We start from the raw sequence: 15,977 nt of genomic DNA, 5'->3' as shown, positions 1-15,977 counted from the left end.
CGCCGATCACGAAGGCCACGTCCGCCGTGCCGAAGTCGCGGTTGATGTCCTCCAGCTCGAACACCTCGTCGTAGGGCACGTTGGCCTCGGCCAGCAGCACGTTCATGTGCCCCGGCATGCGCCCCGCCACCGGATGGATGGCGTACTTGACCTCGACGCCCTCCTTCTTCAGCAGGTCGGCCATCTCGCGCAGCGCGTGCTGCGCCTGGGCCACCGCCATGCCGTAGCCGGGGACGATGATCACCGACTGGGCGTTCTTCATGATGTAGGCCGCGTCCTCCGGCGAACCGGCCTTGACCGTGCCGCGCTCGCCGCCGCCGGCCGCCGCCGCCGACGCCCCGCTGTCGCCGCCGAAGCCGCCCAGGATGACGTTGAAGATCGAGCGGTTCATGCCCTTGCACATGATGTAGGACAGGATGGCGCCCGACGAGCCGACCAGCGCGCCCGTGACGATCAGCAGGTTGTTCTGCAGCGTGAAGCCGATGCCCGCCGCCGCCCAGCCCGAGTAGCTGTTCAGCATCGAGATCACCACCGGCATGTCGGCGCCGCCGATCGGCAGGATCAGCAGGAAGCCGAGCGCCAGCGCGACCAGAACGATGATCCACATCGCCACGCCGGAGTTGCTCTGCACCAGCCAGACGATGAGGAGGATGGTCAGCACGCCGAGGGCGGCGTTGAGGTGGTGCTGGAAGGGGAAGACCAGCGGCTTGCCGGTGACCAGGCCCTGCAGCTTGGCAAACGCGACGATCGAACCGGTGAAGGTGATGGCGCCGATGGCGGTGCCCAGCGCCATCTCGACCAGCGAGCCCTTGGCGATGGCGCCGGGGACGCCGATGCCGTAGGCCTCGGGCGAGTAGAAGGCCGACAGCGCCACGAACACCGCGGCCAGACCGACCAGCGAGTGGAAGGCGGCGACGAGCTGCGGCAGGGCGGTCATCTCGATCTTCTTGGCGATGACGTAGCCGATGCCGCCGCCGATGGCGATGCCAAGCACGATCATCCAGTAGGACTGGACGATGGGCAGGGCCAGCGTGGTCAGCACGGCGATGGTCATGCCGGCCATGCCGAAGAAGTTGCCCTGGCGGGAGGTCTCCGGGCTGGACAGGCCGCGCAGCGCCATGATGAAGCAGACCGAGGCGACCAGGTAGAGAAGGGCGGACAGGGTTTCCATGGTTACTTGCCCTTCTTCTTGAACATCGACAGCATGCGCTGGGTGACCAGGAAGCCGCCGAAGATGTTGACGCTGGCCAGGATGACCGCGAGGAAGCCCATGATCTTGGAGAAGCCGAACCCCGCGGGGCCGGCGGCGATCAGGGCGCCGACGATGATCACCGAGGACACCGCGTTGGTCACCGCCATCAGCGGCGAGTGCAGCGCCGGCGTCACCCGCCACACCACGTAGTAGCCCACGAAGCAGGCCAGGACGAACACCGTCAGGCCGGTGATGAAGAAGTTGCCGTGGCTCGCCGCGTCCGCGACGGGAGTGGCGTGGCCGAGCGCGGCGGCCTGGGCGGCGAGCGCGTCGATCTGCTGGCTGGCCGCGGCGAGCTGGGCCTTCAGCTCGGCGACGCGGTTGGACAATTGAGTCTGATCCATGTGTCTCTCCCTAATTCCGTCCGGCCTTTAGACCGTCTGGCCGGCGAAGGCGGGATGGACGACCTGCCCATCGCGGGTGAGCGCGATGGCCTTCACGATCTCGTCGTCCCAGTTGAGGGCGATGCCCTTCTCCTTGTCGTGCAGCGACTGCAGCAGCGCGAGCAGGTTCTTGGCGTACAAGAGCGAGGCGCTCTCGGCGATGCGGCTGGGGTAGTTGGCGTGGCCGACGATCTTCACCCCGTTGTCGGTGACGATCACCTTGCCCAGCTCCGAACCCTCGACGTTGCCGCCCTGCTCCACCGCCAGATCGATCAGCACCGAGCCCGGCTTCATCGACGCCACATGCTCGCGCGTCACCAGGATCGGCGCCTTGCGCCCGGGGATCAGCGCCGTGGTGATGACGATGTCCTGCTTCTTGATGTGCTCGGCCACCAGCGCCGCCTGCTGGCGCTTGTAGTCGTCCGACATCTCCTTGGCGTAGCCGCCCGCGGTCTCGGCCTGCTTGAACTCGTCGTTCTCCACCGCGACGAAACTGCCGCCAAGGCTCTGCACCTGCTCCTTGACCGCCGGACGCACGTCGGTCGCCGAGACGATGGCGCCCAGCCGCTTGGCCGTGGCGATGGCCTGCAGACCCGCCACACCGACGCCCATGATGAAGGCGCGCGCCGGCGGCACCGTGCCCGCCGCGGTCATCATCATCGGGTAGGCGCGGCCGTACTCGCTGGCGGCATCGACCACCGCCTTGTAGCCGGCGAGGTTGGCCTGCGAGGACAGCACGTCCATGACCTGGGCGCGGGTGATGCGCGGCATGAACTCCATGGCAAACGCGTTCACCCCGACCGCGGCGTAGGCCGCCACGTGGTCGCGGTTGTTGTAGGGGTTGAGGATGGCGAACAGCAGCGCGCCGCGCTTGAGCAGCGCCAGCTCGTCGAGGTCCCCTTCCCCGGCCAGCAGCGGGCGCTGCACCTTCAGCACGATGTCGGCGTCGGCCAGCGCCGACGCGGCGTCCGGCGCGATCTCGGCGCCGGCGTCCTGGTACACCCGGTCCGGCAGGTTCGAGCCCAGTCCGGCGCCGGTCTCCACGACCACTTCCAGGCTGAGGGCTTTGAGTTTCTTGACCGTCTCCGGAGACGCCGCGACGCGATTCTCGCCCGCGCGCCGCTCCCTGGGTATGGCGATTTTCATGGTTCTTTATCTCCCCTGCCGCAAGTGGCCGATTTGCATGCAATCAGCCTAGACCGTCGGCATCAATGCCGGATTTATGTGACTTTGTGAAGCTCTTGAGCGTCGATGGTATTACCAGCGGTGATGGGTGCGGCGCAACAGCCCGGAGAGGGCTGGCACGCCCGCGTGCAATGGAAAGTGCAAGGTCGCCGCTTTCGCAAGGTCCCGCCATCGGTCTTTCGCATCAGGTGTTCGTCCGAGGCGGCGGTCGTCGCCACGGACGCATCCCACTATCCGGGCACACCCGGCCGAGACCTTGCGCGCTTTGCCGCGCCCTGTGGCATCCGCGCCGATGACGCCGGGAGTCGCTTGCCATCGACGGCGCCCGCCGATATCGTCCGCGCCGGATTCCCCGGAAGCACCCAATTTGAGGTTACCCTTATCATGTCCGACGTCGGCGGCATTGCGGCGGATCGCCTGAAATCCTTCGTGGAGCGCATCGAGCGCCTGGAAGAAGAGAAGCGCGGCCTGCAGGAGGACATCAAGGAGGTCTACTCCGAGGCCAAGGGCACCGGTTTCGACACCAAGATCATCCGCCAGATCATCCGGCTGCGCAAAATGGACAAGGCCGACCGCCAGGAGCAGGAAGCGATCCTGGAACTCTACAAGGAAGCGCTGGGGATGGTGGAGTAACCACCCCCAACTCCTTCCCCGTTACGCCGCCCCGATCAAGCCGCAGCGTCCGTCAGGGCGCCGGCGGCCAGCCGGTTCATCACGTTGCCCAGCAGGGCAAGACCGGCCCCACCGTCGAGCGATAGGATCGACTCGGGGTGGAATTGCACGGCGGCGAGCGGAAGCCGCCGGTGTTCGACCGCCATCACCAGCCCGTCGGCGGTCTCCGCGGTCACCACGAGGTCCGTCGGGAGCCGGTCACGCCGTGCCACCAGCGAGTGGTAACGCCCGACCGTCAGCCGCTCCGGCAGGCCGGCGAACAGCGTGCCGCCCAGCACACGGACCTCCGTCGCCTTGCCGTGGACCGGCTCCGGCAGCACGTCCAGCGCGCCGCCGAACCGCTCCACCATCCCCTGCAAGCCCAGGCAGACGCCGAACACCGGCAGGCCGAGCGCCAGCGCCGCGTCGATGGTGCCCGCCACGTCGAAATCCGCCGGGCGCCCCGGACCGGGAGACAGAACGACCAGGTCCGGCCTCCGCTCCGCCAGTGTCGCCCGCGCGTGGCTGTGGCGCAGCGTCGTCACCGACGCGCCGGTCTGGCGCAGATAGTCGGCCAGCGTGTGGACGAAACTGTCGTCGTGATCCACCAGCAGCACCCGCCGGCCCCGCCCGCCGCGGGAAGCCGCCGGAAGAGCGGGCGCCGCACCTGTCGTCGTCCTGCGGATGGCGTCGCGGAAGGCGGCGGCCTTCAGGCGGCACTCCGCGTCCTCCGCGTCCGGGTCGCTGTCGGACAGCAAGGTCGCCCCGGCCCGCACGTAAGCGACGCCCTCGGCCATGCGGATGGTGCGCAGGGTCAGGCCGGTGTCCATCCCGCCGTCGAAGCCCAGCCGGCCGAAGGCCCCGCCGTACCAGCGCCGCGGCGATTGCTCCGTGTCCTCCAGGAACTGCATGGCCCAGCGCTTGGGCGCCCCGGTCACCGTCACCGCCCAGGTGTGGGTGAGGAAGGCGTCCAGCGCGTCCAGGCCGGGCCGCAGCCGCCCCTCCACATGGTCCACCGTGTGGATCAGGCGGGAATACAGCTCGATCATCCGCCGCCCGATCACCCGGACCGACCCCGGCTCGCACACCCGCGCCTTGTCGTTGCGGTCCACGTCGGTGCACATGGTCAGTTCAGCCGCGTCCTTGGCCGAGGTCAGCAGGCGGAGGACCTGCGCGGCATCGCCCAGCGCGTCGGCCCCGCGCGCCACGGTGCCGGAGATCGGGCAGGTCTCCACCCGCCCGCCGGACACCCGCACATACATCTCCGGGCTGGCGGCGACGAGGAACTCGCCCCGCCCGAGATTGACGAAGGCCTCGTAGGGCGCCGGGTTGGCGGCGCGCAGCCGGCGGAACACCGCCGAGGGTGCGTCGGCGCAGGGTTCGGCGAAGGTCTGGCCGGGCACCACCTCGAACAGATCGCCGCGCCGGAAAGCGGCCTTGGCACTCTCGACGACGCGCTGATACGCGCCGGGGGCGTGGTCGCATCCGCCTTCGGCGTTGGTGTCGGGGCGGTAGGGGTGGTCGCGCCCGCCACGCTCCAGCCCTTCCGTGCTCCCCGCCGCCGTGGCGAACTCATACTCGACGAGCCGCGCGAGGCCCGTTACGGGGTCCAGAGCGACGAGCCGGTCCGGCAGGTAGAGCACCAGATCGCGCTGGTCGTCCGGCCGCTCCAGCCGCAGGCGGATCGGCTCGAACTGGAAGGCGAGGTCATAGGCGAAGGCCCCGTAAAGCCCGAGCAGCGGGTCGTCGGGGGCGGCGAACAGCTCCAGCACCGCGCGCAGGACCGAGAAGACGGAGGGTTGGCGGCTCCGCTCCTCCTCCGGGAAGGGGTGCTGGGGCTTGCGGACCAGGGCGGTGACCCGCGACGGCGCCTCCTCCAGCCCGGCCAGCGCCTCCAGGCCGCGCAGGGCCTCGGCGATGGCCGGCAGCAGCACCCGGCCCCGCGCGTTCAGCGCGTCGAGGCGCAACGTCCGCCCACGCGCGGTGAGTGCCAGCGGCGGATCGATGAAGCCCAGCGCGTGGCGGCGGTAGCGGCCCGGCGCCTCCACCCCGCTGGACAGCAGCAGGCCGCGGCGGCGGTCCAGCGCGTCGATCACCGGATCAAGGGCGCCCTGCGGGTCGAGCGCCGTGGCCCACCGGGTCACGGTCACGCCGCCACGCGTCCGGAAACGCAGCGGCTCGAGGAGGTTGGGCGAAGCGAGGAGATCGGCGGGATACATGGTGGGGTCTCCGATGGTCGATCCGTTGGCGGACGGACACCCGGAGTTCCCTTGCTCGACACCTGGATTCCCTGGTCAGGAAAAAGGCCGCCCGGAAGCTCCGGGCGGCCTTTCGATACTCTGTGCGCTCACGCGCGTCGGCTGGCCGGCCCGGTTAGACGGGCCACCACCAACGACACGACAGGGAGGACGCAACGAAAATCATGGCGCCGAGTTCGCCACAGGGATGCGGCCCTGTCAAGCCCCCTTGCCCAGCCCGGCCGGGTCCGCAGGGGCGTGCCACGCGCGAAGTTCCGCCACCGCCTGCCGCAGCGCCGTGACGGCGGCGGACAGCACCGTTGCGGCGATGACCGCGGCGACCAGATGGTCCGGCCAGCCCTGCCCCATCGTCCAGGCCCCCGCCGCCGCCATCATCACCGCGGCGTTGGTCAGCACGCCGTTGCGGGCGCACAGCCAGACCGCGCGCAGCGACACTCCGCCGCGCCGTCCGGCGAACAGCAGGACCGCCACCGACAGGCTCGCCCCCATCCCGAGCAGCGCGACGAGGCTCATCACCGGTGCGTCGGGAACGGTGCCGGCATAGGCGCTCCACGCCGTCGCGGCCACCACCCCCAGCCCGAGGACGGTGAGCGCCAGCCCTCTCGCCAGCGTGGCCCAGCCGTGGGACTCCAGCCCCCGCCCCATCATCCACAGGCCGACGCCGTGGGTCAGCGCGGCCGCCAGGGCATCCAGCGCGCTCGCCCGCAAGGCCATGGACTGCGTCTCCAGCCCGGCGGCCAGGGCGACGGCGGCCATCAGCCCGTTGACGAGCAGCGCCATGCGCAGGGTGCGGCGGTAATCGGCTTGTCGTCCACTGTTTGAACGACCACCACTCCCACAGGAGCCTCCACAGCAATTGCCGGCCATCCCATCACCCTCCGCCCGCGCCACGCGTCCCGTTTGTCAAGGATACTCTAATATACACGGTCCGGCCCGTCCATAGGGCAGGCCGTCATTCCGCCCATTCCGGGTCGCTGGTGAAGACGATGGTGAGCCAGCGGTCGGGGCCTTCGCCGCCGATCGCAGCACCCACCTCGTCACGGATCCTGTCCCACTCCTCAAGCGTGCGCGGCGGCCAGCCGCTCGGGACGATGAAGAACAGCTCGATCTGCCGGCCCCGGCCCACCCGCGCGACATAGGCGCGGTAGGACGAGAAACCGTGGCGCCGCACGATGTCCGACGCGACGGCGTCGACGTGCCGCTTGAGGTCGGCGGGGGTGACCAGCAGGACGTCGGCCAGCGCCTGCCGCATCGTGCCGACCGGGATCGGGATGACCACCAGACAGACGAGGGCCAGCGCCGCCGGGTCGATGTAGGGCGACATCCATTGAAGCCGGGTGCCCTGGATCAGGTGGCCAAAGACGAACGCGACGAGCAGGGCCGCGGTGAGCGCCGCCGACATGATCCAGGCCTTCGCGTCGAGCGCCAGGAAATCGGAGCGGACCGTCCGGTTCGCCCGCGTCGCGAAGACCGCCATGCCGCCCGCCACGAGAACGGTCACCGCAGCGTAGACGATCGCGTGGTCGAAGGCGAGGTCGCGGCCACCGGTCATCAGGCTGCCCACGGCGTTGATGAGCGCGTAGATCGCCGCCCCCATCAACAAGGTGGCGTTCAGCCCGAGGACCATCGGTTCGAGGTGCCAGAAGCCCATGGTGAAACGCTCGGCCAGCTTGCCGCGGCGCGGGCCGGCGCTGGCCGAGGCGGCGATCAGGTTGGACACCAGCAGCGTCACCATCGTCATGCTGGCGTCCACCAGCGCATAGATGCCGTCGAAGACGATGGCGAAGGAGCCCGACAACAGGCCGAACAGGATGCCGGCGCCCGCCAGCAGCACCGTGACGGCGATGGACAGGCGAAGAACCCTCTGCTCGGTGGTCATGCGCGCGTTCCCTTTCCCCCGCCACCCGGCGGTTGCCCTGCATTCATGCATAGCGGCCCCGCCGAGGCGGCAAAACCGATTTTCCAATCCGGACCGCCAAGCCCTTGCCGGAACCGCCGGCCGCTCCAGGCTCATTCCGAATCGGACCCCGCCGATTCGCCAACCCCAAAGAGGGAGGGTGGACATGACCGTCGTTTCCGAGGTTCTGAACCGCAAAGGCCATAACGTCGCATCGATCCTGCCGTCCGAATCCATCCGGACCGCCGCCCGCACGCTGACCGACCGGCGCATCGGCGCCCTGGTGGTGTGCGACCGCCGGGGCCGGCTGGCCGGCATCCTGTCGGAGCGCGACATCGTCCGCGCCGTGGCGATGCATGGCGCCGACGCGCTGGACATGCCGGTGGAGGATCTGATGACCCGTCAGGTCAAGACCTGCCGGCCGGAGGACACGATCAAGGACCTGATGCAGATGATGACCCTGCGCCGCCACCGCCATGTGCCGGTGTGCAACGACGCGGGCGACCTCGCCGGCGTGATCTCCATCGGCGACGCCGTGAAGGCCCGGTTGGACGAGCAGGCCCACGAGGTGGCCGTCCTGAAGGATCTCGCGCTGGTCCGCTAGAGGCACCCCGGACCTTGATCAAGTTCCCGGACGGGGGAGCCGAAGACCAGGCGCACTCCATGAGGCGAAGAGGCTCCCCCGGTCGCGCGCCGATTGGCGCTAACACGTCTCCGCGTCCTGAAATCCCAGGGCGGCGTTCGGATATTCGGTAACGCTTCGTTCCCGAACCTTCGGACCCGACATGCCGCGCCGCTACCCGACCCACCTGAAGATCCTGGTCGTCGAGAACAACCCGCTGCTGCTGCGGGCGCTGCGGGACATGCTGGAGCATTGGGGGGTCGGTCAGGTCGCCCCCGCCGCCAACGGGCAGGAGGCCATGGAGCTTCTGCGCCGGGAGCCCTACGACCTGATGGTCACCGACTGGGTGATGGAACCGGTGGGCGGCGGGCAGCTCGTCCGCTGGGTGCGCGGCTCGGCCAGCTGCCTCAGCCCCGATCTGCCGATCATCGTGCTGACCGCCAACGCCGACGTCGCCACCGTGCGCGCCGCCTGGGACGCAGGGGCGGACACCGTCCTTGCCAAGCCGGCCTCCGCCGCCACCATCGCCCGGCGGATCGAAACCGTGCTGAACAACCCGCGCAGGGGTGGACGTTCCCAAGCCGAGGCGGCCACGGCGAAGCCGACGAACAACAACACGCCTCCCTCCTCCCGCCCGGCGCCGGCCCGCCCGGCGATCTCCTCCGCTCCGGCTCCCCTGCGCCTGCCGCCCCCGCCGCCGCGCCTGCCCGGCGCGTCCACAACGGAAACGGGTCCGCTGCGCTCGACCGATCCGAAGATGGTCCGGCTGGTGCTGGCACTCGACCGGATGGAAAGGGCGCTGGCCTGCCCCGACGCGCTGGGCACGCGGCTGCGCCACGCGGTGTCCGACCTGCAGCTGGCCGCCGCCGGCAACGCCGCAGCGACCGCCATCGTCGCGTCGCTGTCCACTTGCGTCACCTGGGTGGAGCATGACGGTGAGAGCTTCCAGGAGGCGGTGCAGGCCCACATGGACGCCCTGCGCTGGACCATCAGCATCGGCGGCGGAGCGAACTCCTCCGCCGCCTTGCGGGTGATGGTCAGCGCCCTGCGCGCCATGGTGCGCAGCCTCAGCCTGCGCGACGGCAATGGTCCCAGCCTGTGGCCGGACGGCGCCTTCGGCGCGCCGGATCGCGGGGGCGAGGCTGGCCCCTCCTCCGGTCATTCTCCCCTCCCGCCTGCCTGAAGACGTCCCATATCGGGTAAAGAGCCCCCTCCCGAACCCTCCCCCGCTGACGCAGGGGAGGCAACGGACACCGCTTCGCGGAAGGCACCCTCCCCTGCGAAGCGAGGGAGGGCCGGGGTGGGGGCAGCGGTCAAACGCATTGGAACGCGAGCGGGAATGTCCCGCCGAAGGGCGATTCCCGCCCGTCCGTTTCACAGCGCTGCGAGCGCCGGACCGTTCCTTGCTTTTTGCAGGAGGAGGCCCGGCACCGGTTGCCGAATAAGACAGCCTTCGTTACCTTTTTGCTTGTCGAACAAACACAACAAGCGGCGCGGCGAACGCGCCCCGAACAGCGCTTTTCAGGGCGCCACAAAGGGGATGGAACAATGGCTCTCGCAACCGTGACCCTTGACGACAAGTACGCGCTGGAACAAGGGCGCGTGTACCTGACGGGAACCCAGGCGCTGGTGCGCCTTCCGATGATGCAGCGCCAGCGCGATCTTGCCGCCGGGTTGAACACCGCCTGTTTCATTTCGGGTTACCGCGGATCGCCCTTGGGCGGTTTCGACCAGAATTTGTGGAACGCGCGCAAGTTCCTGGAGAAGAACCACATCCAGTTCCAGCCCGGCGTGAACGAGGAGTTGGGCGCCACCGCCGTCTGGGGCAGCCAGCAGGTCGGCATGTTCCCCGGCGCCAAGTACGACGGCGTCTATTCCATGTGGTACGGCAAGGGGCCGGGCGTGGACCGGTCGGGCGACGTGTTCAAGCACGCCAACGCCGCCGGCACCTCGCGCAACGGCGGCGTGCTCGTGCTGACGGGCGACGACCACAACGCCAAGTCCTCCACCTTCCCGCACCAGTCCGAACACGCCTTCATGCACGCGATGATCCCCGTGCTGAACCCGTCGGGCGTGCAGGAGATCCTCGATTACGGTCTGATCGGCTGGGCGATGAGCCGCTGGTCCGGCTGCTGGATCGCCATGAAGACGATCGCCGAGACGGTGGACACCTCGGCCTCCGTCTACATCGACCCGCACCGCGTCAGCCCGATCGTCCCCGCCGATTTCCCGATGCCGCCGGGCGGCCTGAACATCCGCTGGCCCGACCCGCCGCTGGAGCAGGAATACCGGCTGATGAAGCACAAGCTGTACGCCGCCCTGGCGTTCGCGCGTGCCAACCGGCTGGACAAGGTGATGATGGCCTCGCCCCGTCCGCGCTTCGGCATCGTCACCACCGGCAAGAGCTATCTGGACGTCCGGCAGGCCTTCGACGAGCTGGGCATCACCGAGGAGATGGCCGCCGACTGGGGCCTGACCGTCTACAAGGTCGGCATGCCCTGGCCGCTGGAGCGCGACGGCGTGCGCCACTTCGCCGAGGGGCTCGACGAGATCGTCGTGGTCGAGGAGAAGCGCGCGGTCATCGAGAACCAGCTCAAGGAGCAGCTCTACAACTGGCACCCCGACGTCCGCCCGAAGGTGGTCGGCAAGTTCGACGAGCATGGCGAGTGGATCCTCCCCTCCGCCGGCGAGTTGTCGCCCGCCCAGATCGCCGTGGTCATCGGGCGCCGGCTGGAGCGCTTCGTCGACAACGAGAATCTGAAGCGACGCGTCGCCTTCCTGGATGCGCAGGAGAAGCAGAAGGCCCATCAGGCCCGCGTCATCCGCAAGCCAACCTTCTGCTCCGGCTGTCCGCACAACACCTCCACCCATGTGCCGGAGGGCAGCCGGGCGCTGGGCGGCATCGGCTGCCACTACATGGCGACCTGGCTGGACCGCAAGACCGACACCTTCACCCAGATGGGCGGCGAGGGCGTGCCCTGGGTCGGCCAAGCGCCCTTCACCGAGGAGAAACACATCTTCGCCAACCTCGGCGACGGCACCTACTACCACTCCGGCATCCTGGCCATCCGCCAGGCCATCGCGGCGAAGGCCAACATCACCTACAAGATCCTGTTCAACGACGCCGTGGCGATGACCGGCGGCCAACCGGTGGATGGGACCCTGACCGTGCAGTCGCTCGCCAGCCAGCTCCGCGCCGAGGGCGTGGGCCGCATCGTCGTCGTTTCCGACGAGCCGGAGAAGTACGGCATCGGCGACGGCCTGCCCCAGTACACCAGCGTCGAGCACCGCGACGACCTGGAGCGCGTGCAGAAGGAGATGCGCGAGCTTTCCGGCGTCACCGCCCTGATCTACGACCAGACCTGCGCCACCGAGAAGCGCCGTCGCCGCAAGCGCGGCAAGATGGTCGACCCGGCCAAGCGCGTGATCATCAACGAGCTGGTCTGCGAGGGCTGCGGCGACTGTTCCGTGAAATCCTCCTGCGTGTCGGTGGTGCCGCTGGAAACCGAGTTCGGGCGCAAGCGCCAGATCGACCAGTCCAGCTGCAACAAGGACTATTCCTGCACCAAGGGCTTCTGCCCCAGCTTCGTGACGGTGGAGGGCGGGCAGCTCCGCAAGCCGAAACCGGCCGCGGCCAAGGCCGGCGCCGACCCGTCCGACCTGCGCACCCCCACCCTGCCGGCGCTCGACCGGCCCTGGGGCATCTACGTCACCGGCGTCGGCGGCACCGGCGTGGTGACCATCGGCGCCCTGCTCGGCATGGCCGCCCACATCGAGGGCAAGGGCGTCGGCGTGCTCGACATGACCGGCCTCGCCCAGAAGGGGGGCGCGGTGACCAGCCACATCCGCATCGCCGCCACGCCGGAGGACATTCATTCCGTCCGCATCGCGGCGGGCGGGGCCGACGCGGTGGTCGGCTGCGACCTGATCGTCGCCGGGGCGGGCGACGCCCTGTCGAAGATGGCGCACGGCCACACCCGCGCGGTCATCAACACCCACGACACCATCACCGTGGACTTCCTGAAGAAGCCGGACTTCACGGTGCCGGTCCGCGATCTGGTGGCCGACATCCGCAAGGCCTGCGGCGAGGGGGCGGTGAACGCCTTCGACGCGACCAAGCTGGCGACCGCGCTGATGGGCGACAGCATCGCCACCAACCCCTTCCTGATGGGCTACGCGTGGCAGAAGGGGATGATCCCGATCACCGCCGAAGCCATCCTGAAGGCCATCGAGCTGAACGGCGTGGCGGTGAAGATGAACACCGACGCGTTCAACTGGGGCCGCCGCGCCGCCGTCGATCTGGCCGCCGTGGAGGCCGCCGCCAACCCGCCGCAGGAGCAGGCCGCCGCTCATGACCTGTTCATCCTCGACCAACGCCGCCCCTCGGCCAGCCTGGACGAGGCCATCGCCCGCCGCACCGCCTTCCTGACCGACTATCAGGACGCGGCCTACGCCAGCCGCTACCACGCGCTGGTCGACTGGACGCGGCGCGTCGAGGGGCAGAAGATCCCCGGCTCCACCGCCCTGACCGAGGCCGTCGCCAAGGGCTATTTCAAGCTGCTCGCCTACAAGGACGAGTATGAGGTGGCCCGGCTCTACACCGACACCGGCTTCGTCGAGCAGGTCGGGCGGATGTTCGAGGGCGACTACAAGCTGGTCTTCCACATGGCCCCGCCGGTGATGGGCGAGACCGGCGAGGACGGCGGCGAGCCGAAGAAGAAGCGTTTCGGCCCGTGGATGCTAAAGGCCCTGCGCCTGCTCGCCAAGGGCAAGCGCCTGCGCGGCAGCCCGCTCGACCCGTTCGGCTGGCTGGCCGAGCGCCGTATGGAGCGCCGCCTGATCGCGGACTACGAAGCGATCATGGGCGAAATCCTCCACGGCCTGACCCGCGACAACCACGCCACGGCGGTGGAAATCGCCCGCCTGCCGCAGGAGATGCGCGGCTACGGCCCGGTGAAGGCCCGCAACGTCGAGGCGGCCAAGGCGAAGGAGGCCGCCCTGCTCAATGGCTTCCGCCAGCCCGCGGCCCCGCAGCCGATGGCGGCGGAGTAACCGAAGGGGGTGTGACCGCAAGGTTTGTGACCGAAGCGACCGGGTGCGGGGGGCGGCTTGCCTCCCGCACCCTCAGCGCGGCTGCAGGACGCCGATCTCCGCCAGGGCGGCGCGGTTGCGGGTGACGGCGGCGGCCAGATGGCGCAAGTGCTGCTGCTGAAGGGCCGGATTGGCGAAGGTGCGCAGATAGCCCTTCAGCACATGCTCCCCGAAGTTCAACGAGAGGTCGGCGTCCAGGTGATGCCCCTTCCGGGAGGTGGCGTGGACGACCATCACCGGATGCCCGTCGAGGAAGAAGCCATGGCGGTTCCCGAGGTCCGGCATCGTCACGTCGGCCAGAGGCGCGTCGTAGACCTGCCACAAGCGCGCGTCGAGCACCTCCACGCAGGCGGGATCGGGATGGACCAGCGCGTTCAGCACATTCTGTTCCCACAGCGCGTGCTGCGCCACGCTGCGGCAGGTCACCGCCCATTGCGCCAGCAACCCGCGCGACACCCACAGCATCAGCGCCGACATCAGGTACGGCGAGTCCGGGTCGATCCCACGGTCCCGCATCAGGCGTTCCGCCGGCGTGACGTAATGGCCGCCGCTGTGCAGTTCGTCCATCATCCCGCCGAAGGTCATGCGGTCCACCGTGTCGGTGGTGGCGAGCGCCTTGCCGGAGCGCCGGAGGTCGTCCGCCAGCCGCTCGGCCACGGCGATGTCGAGGGCTCCCGCCATCATGTCGGCGTCCAGCCACAGCAGGCTGTCCCACGCCTCGCCCGCGCAATATTCCGACAGGTGCCCCTTGCACAGATAGGGATGCGCGTCCGCCGGCAGGATCTTCGGGCGGTCGAGCAGCAGGCCGGCGGCGCGCAGGTACGCGCGCTGCCCGTCGGTCAGGCCGAAATCGCAGACGCGCACCCGCTCCAGCGGAAAGCGGCCCGTCAGCCCCTCCAGGAAGGCCAGCGTGGTGATGAAATAGCGCGCGTTGGCGCCGGTCACGCACAATGTGCTCATGGTCGATCCTGCAAGGGGTCCTTCAGCGCCGCCAGATCGCGGCGCAGCCGCTCCACCGGGTCCGCCCAGTCGCCGAACACGGCTTGGCGGTAGAGGCGCGCGGTCGGGTACCAGGGCGAATCCGCCCGACCGCACATCCAGCGCCACTCCGCCCCCTGGTCGAGCAGCACCGCCACCGGCTTCCCCAGCGCTCCGGCAAGGTGGGCCACGGCGGTGCAGGGGCTGATCACGATGTCCAGCGCCTGGATCGCCGCGGCGGTGTCCGCAAAATCGCGCAACTCCGGCCCGAGGTCGAGGGCCGGGCCAAGCGGGGGGCAGTGCTCCAACTCCGAGCGTCCATGGCCGACCTGGAGCAGGACCGCCGTCACGCCGGAAACGCCGGTCAGTGGCCGAACCGCCTCGAACCCCGGCGAGCGCTGGCGGTGATAGGGAAAGGCGACCGAGCCGTGCCAGACCAGCCCCGCCCTCACCCCCCGCAGGCCGGCCAACCGGTCCATCCAACGCCGCGCCGCCGCGGCGGGCGCCCGCAGATAGGGAACGGCGGCGGGCACGCTGTCCAGGTCGGTGCCCATGCGATGGAGCAGGCTCATGATGGGGATGTGGACATCGTGGGCCGGCGGCGGTCCGTCGAGGCCGGACAGGTCGTCCACCAGATCCGACGCGCGGAAGAGGTCGAGCAAACCTTCCGGTCCGTGAAAGACCACGCGCATTCCCTGCGTCCGCAGCAGCGGGGCGTAGCGGATGAACTGGATGGCGTCGCCATGGCCGCGGTCGGCGTGGATCAGCAGCGTCCGGCCCGGCTGAACCCGACCGTCCCAGACGGGCCGGCTGTAGGACCGCGGCGGCATGAAGGTGGGCAGGCTCAGCCGCGCCTCGTAATCCGCCGCTCCGTCGCGCAGGCGCCCGGTGAGCATCCGCAGCGTCCCCCGCCCCGCCCGCGCCGGGTCCATCCCCGGCGACAGGCGCAAGGCGCGGTCGAAGGCGGTCTCGGCCAAGGCGACCGCGTGCCGTCCCAGCCCGGCGAAGCCCAGATTGGCCCAGTGCTCGGCCATGGACGGATCGAGCGCGACGGCCCGGCGCAAGGCGGTGCGCGCCTCGTCCTGCCGCCACGCCGCCAGCAGCGCCGCCCCCGCCGCACCCCAGGCGGCCGTCGTGCCGCGCAACACCGCCAGCCGGGCAAAGGCATCGGCCGCCGCGTCCAGCCGCTCCGCCTTGCCAAGCGCCTCAGCCAGATTGTTCAGGCTGCGGGTGTGGCCCGGGGCCAGAGCCAGAGCCAGCCGGTAGAGCACCGTCGCGGCGGCAACGTCACGCGTGCCCAACCGCAGGTCACCGAGATCGCAGGCGAGATCGGGCGACAGCGCGCCGCGGCGCACGGCCCCGGCCAGCAGGGCCGCCGCCCGGTCCGCCCGCCCCTGGCGCTTCAGGCATTCGGCTTGGCTGCGCGCGTAGGCTGGGTTCTCAGGCGCGCAGGCGGAGGCCCGGCGGAAGCGCGCTTCCCCTCCCGCAGGATCGCCCGCGGAGACGGCCAGCACGCCGAGGATGTTCCAGGCTTCGCCGTGGCCGGGCGCCAGCGCCAGGGCTTGGACAACCCGGCGTTCCGCCCCCGCCCGGTCACCCCGTTGGAGCGCGGCGGCGCCCGCGCGGAGGAAGTCCATCGCGTCGGTCACGCGGCCTCCTG

11 protein-coding genes and 1 pseudogene are annotated in these 15,977 nt (G+C 69.9%); 4 read left to right on the top strand and 8 right to left on the bottom strand.

The window, feature by feature from the left end:
* From ACFPMG_RS18105 to ACFPMG_RS18095, 3 genes are all read right to left on the bottom strand, one after another.
* The coding region (locus tag ACFPMG_RS18105) for an NAD(P)(+) transhydrogenase (Re/Si-specific) subunit beta (protein ID WP_376996500.1) at window positions 1-1,171 on the bottom strand (1,171 nt) is incomplete at its 3' end.
* A 2-nt stretch (window positions 1,172-1,173) separates the two neighbouring features.
* A complete protein-coding gene (locus ACFPMG_RS18100) occupies window positions 1,174-1,596 on the bottom strand; it encodes an NAD(P) transhydrogenase subunit alpha part 2 (RefSeq protein WP_038528650.1) in 423 nt (140 codons plus the stop codon).
* 27 nt (window positions 1,597-1,623) lie between these two features.
* Window positions 1,624-2,781 carry a Re/Si-specific NAD(P)(+) transhydrogenase subunit alpha gene (locus tag ACFPMG_RS18095; RefSeq protein WP_376996499.1) on the bottom strand — a complete coding sequence of 386 codons (1,158 nt, stop codon included), beginning with the start codon at window positions 2,779-2,781 and terminating at the stop codon, window positions 1,624-1,626.
* 423 nt (window positions 2,782-3,204) lie between these two features.
* Here ACFPMG_RS18095 and ACFPMG_RS18090 point away from each other — a divergent pair, with 423 nt between their 5' ends.
* Window positions 3,205-3,453: a DUF2312 domain-containing protein gene (locus ACFPMG_RS18090; RefSeq protein WP_014239966.1), complete on the top strand. Its 249-nt coding sequence runs from the start codon at window positions 3,205-3,207 to the stop codon at window positions 3,451-3,453.
* Window positions 3,454-3,488: 35 nt separating this feature from the next.
* On the opposite strand, the gene ACFPMG_RS18085 is transcribed toward ACFPMG_RS18090, so the two are convergent.
* The 3 genes from ACFPMG_RS18085 to ACFPMG_RS18075 all read right to left on the bottom strand — a co-directional run bounded on the left by ACFPMG_RS18085 (window position 3,489) and on the right by ACFPMG_RS18075 (window position 7,608).
* Entirely contained in the window at window positions 3,489-5,690 is a 2,202-nt protein-coding gene (locus tag ACFPMG_RS18085; RefSeq protein WP_376996498.1) for an anthranilate synthase, read from the bottom strand.
* Window positions 5,691-5,927: 237 nt separating this feature from the next.
* On the bottom strand, window positions 5,928-6,509 hold the full coding sequence (locus ACFPMG_RS18080; protein ID WP_376996497.1) for a cation efflux transmembrane domain-containing protein: 582 nt from the start codon (window positions 6,507-6,509) through the stop codon (window positions 5,928-5,930).
* A 172-nt stretch (window positions 6,510-6,681) separates the two neighbouring features.
* A complete protein-coding gene (locus ACFPMG_RS18075) occupies window positions 6,682-7,608 on the bottom strand; it encodes a cation diffusion facilitator family transporter (RefSeq protein WP_376996496.1) in 927 nt (308 codons plus the stop codon).
* A gap of 184 nt (window positions 7,609-7,792) precedes the next feature.
* Between ACFPMG_RS18075 and ACFPMG_RS18070 the strand changes: the two genes are divergently transcribed.
* The 3 genes and pseudogenes from ACFPMG_RS18070 to ACFPMG_RS18060 all read left to right on the top strand — a co-directional run.
* Entirely contained in the window at window positions 7,793-8,230 is a 438-nt protein-coding gene (locus ACFPMG_RS18070; RefSeq protein WP_376996495.1) for a CBS domain-containing protein, read from the top strand.
* Window positions 8,231-8,411: 181 nt separating this feature from the next.
* Entirely contained in the window at window positions 8,412-9,431 is a 1,020-nt protein-coding gene (locus ACFPMG_RS18065; RefSeq protein ID WP_376996494.1) for a response regulator, read from the top strand.
* A 362-nt stretch (window positions 9,432-9,793) separates the two neighbouring features.
* A pseudogene (locus tag ACFPMG_RS18060) lies at window positions 9,794-13,300 on the top strand (indolepyruvate ferredoxin oxidoreductase family protein); the annotation flags it as partial.
* Window positions 13,301-13,372: 72 nt separating this feature from the next.
* Here ACFPMG_RS18060 and ACFPMG_RS18055 read toward each other — a convergent pair.
* Window positions 13,373-14,299 (bottom strand): hypothetical protein, encoded by a 927-nt coding sequence (locus ACFPMG_RS18055; RefSeq protein WP_376996493.1) that lies wholly within the window; start codon window positions 14,297-14,299, stop codon window positions 13,373-13,375.
* Window positions 14,296-15,966 (bottom strand): tetratricopeptide repeat protein, encoded by a 1,671-nt coding sequence (locus tag ACFPMG_RS18050; RefSeq protein ID WP_376996492.1) that lies wholly within the window; start codon window positions 15,964-15,966, stop codon window positions 14,296-14,298. Before ACFPMG_RS18050 ends, ACFPMG_RS18055 begins: the two co-directional genes overlap by 4 nt.
* Between the last annotated feature and the right edge of the window lie 11 nt (window positions 15,967-15,977).

The sequence above is a fragment of the Azospirillum himalayense genome (assembly GCF_042657465.1).
GTDB lineage: Bacteria > Pseudomonadota > Alphaproteobacteria > Azospirillales > Azospirillaceae > Azospirillum > Azospirillum himalayense.
The sequence above is the reverse complement of the archived record's forward strand: the minus strand, read 5'-3'. Positions and strand labels throughout refer to the sequence as shown.

Coding starts and splice junctions, on each gene's coding strand:
- ACFPMG_RS18100 (WP_038528650.1), bottom strand. CDS start 1,596: ATGGATCAGACTCAATTGTCCAACCGCGTCGCCGAGCTGAAGGCCCAG.
- ACFPMG_RS18095 (WP_376996499.1), bottom strand. CDS start 2,781: ATGAAAATCGCCATACCCAGGGAGCGGCGCGCGGGCGAGAATCGCGTC.
- ACFPMG_RS18090 (WP_014239966.1), top strand. CDS start 3,205: ATGTCCGACGTCGGCGGCATTGCGGCGGATCGCCTGAAATCCTTCGTG.
- ACFPMG_RS18085 (WP_376996498.1), bottom strand. CDS start 5,690: ATGTATCCCGCCGATCTCCTCGCTTCGCCCAACCTCCTCGAGCCGCTG.
- ACFPMG_RS18080 (WP_376996497.1), bottom strand. CDS start 6,509: ATGGCGCTGCTCGTCAACGGGCTGATGGCCGCCGTCGCCCTGGCCGCC.
- ACFPMG_RS18075 (WP_376996496.1), bottom strand. CDS start 7,608: ATGACCACCGAGCAGAGGGTTCTTCGCCTGTCCATCGCCGTCACGGTG.
- ACFPMG_RS18070 (WP_376996495.1), top strand. CDS start 7,793: ATGACCGTCGTTTCCGAGGTTCTGAACCGCAAAGGCCATAACGTCGCA.
- ACFPMG_RS18065 (WP_376996494.1), top strand. CDS start 8,412: ATGCCGCGCCGCTACCCGACCCACCTGAAGATCCTGGTCGTCGAGAAC.
- ACFPMG_RS18055 (WP_376996493.1), bottom strand. CDS start 14,299: ATGAGCACATTGTGCGTGACCGGCGCCAACGCGCGCTATTTCATCACC.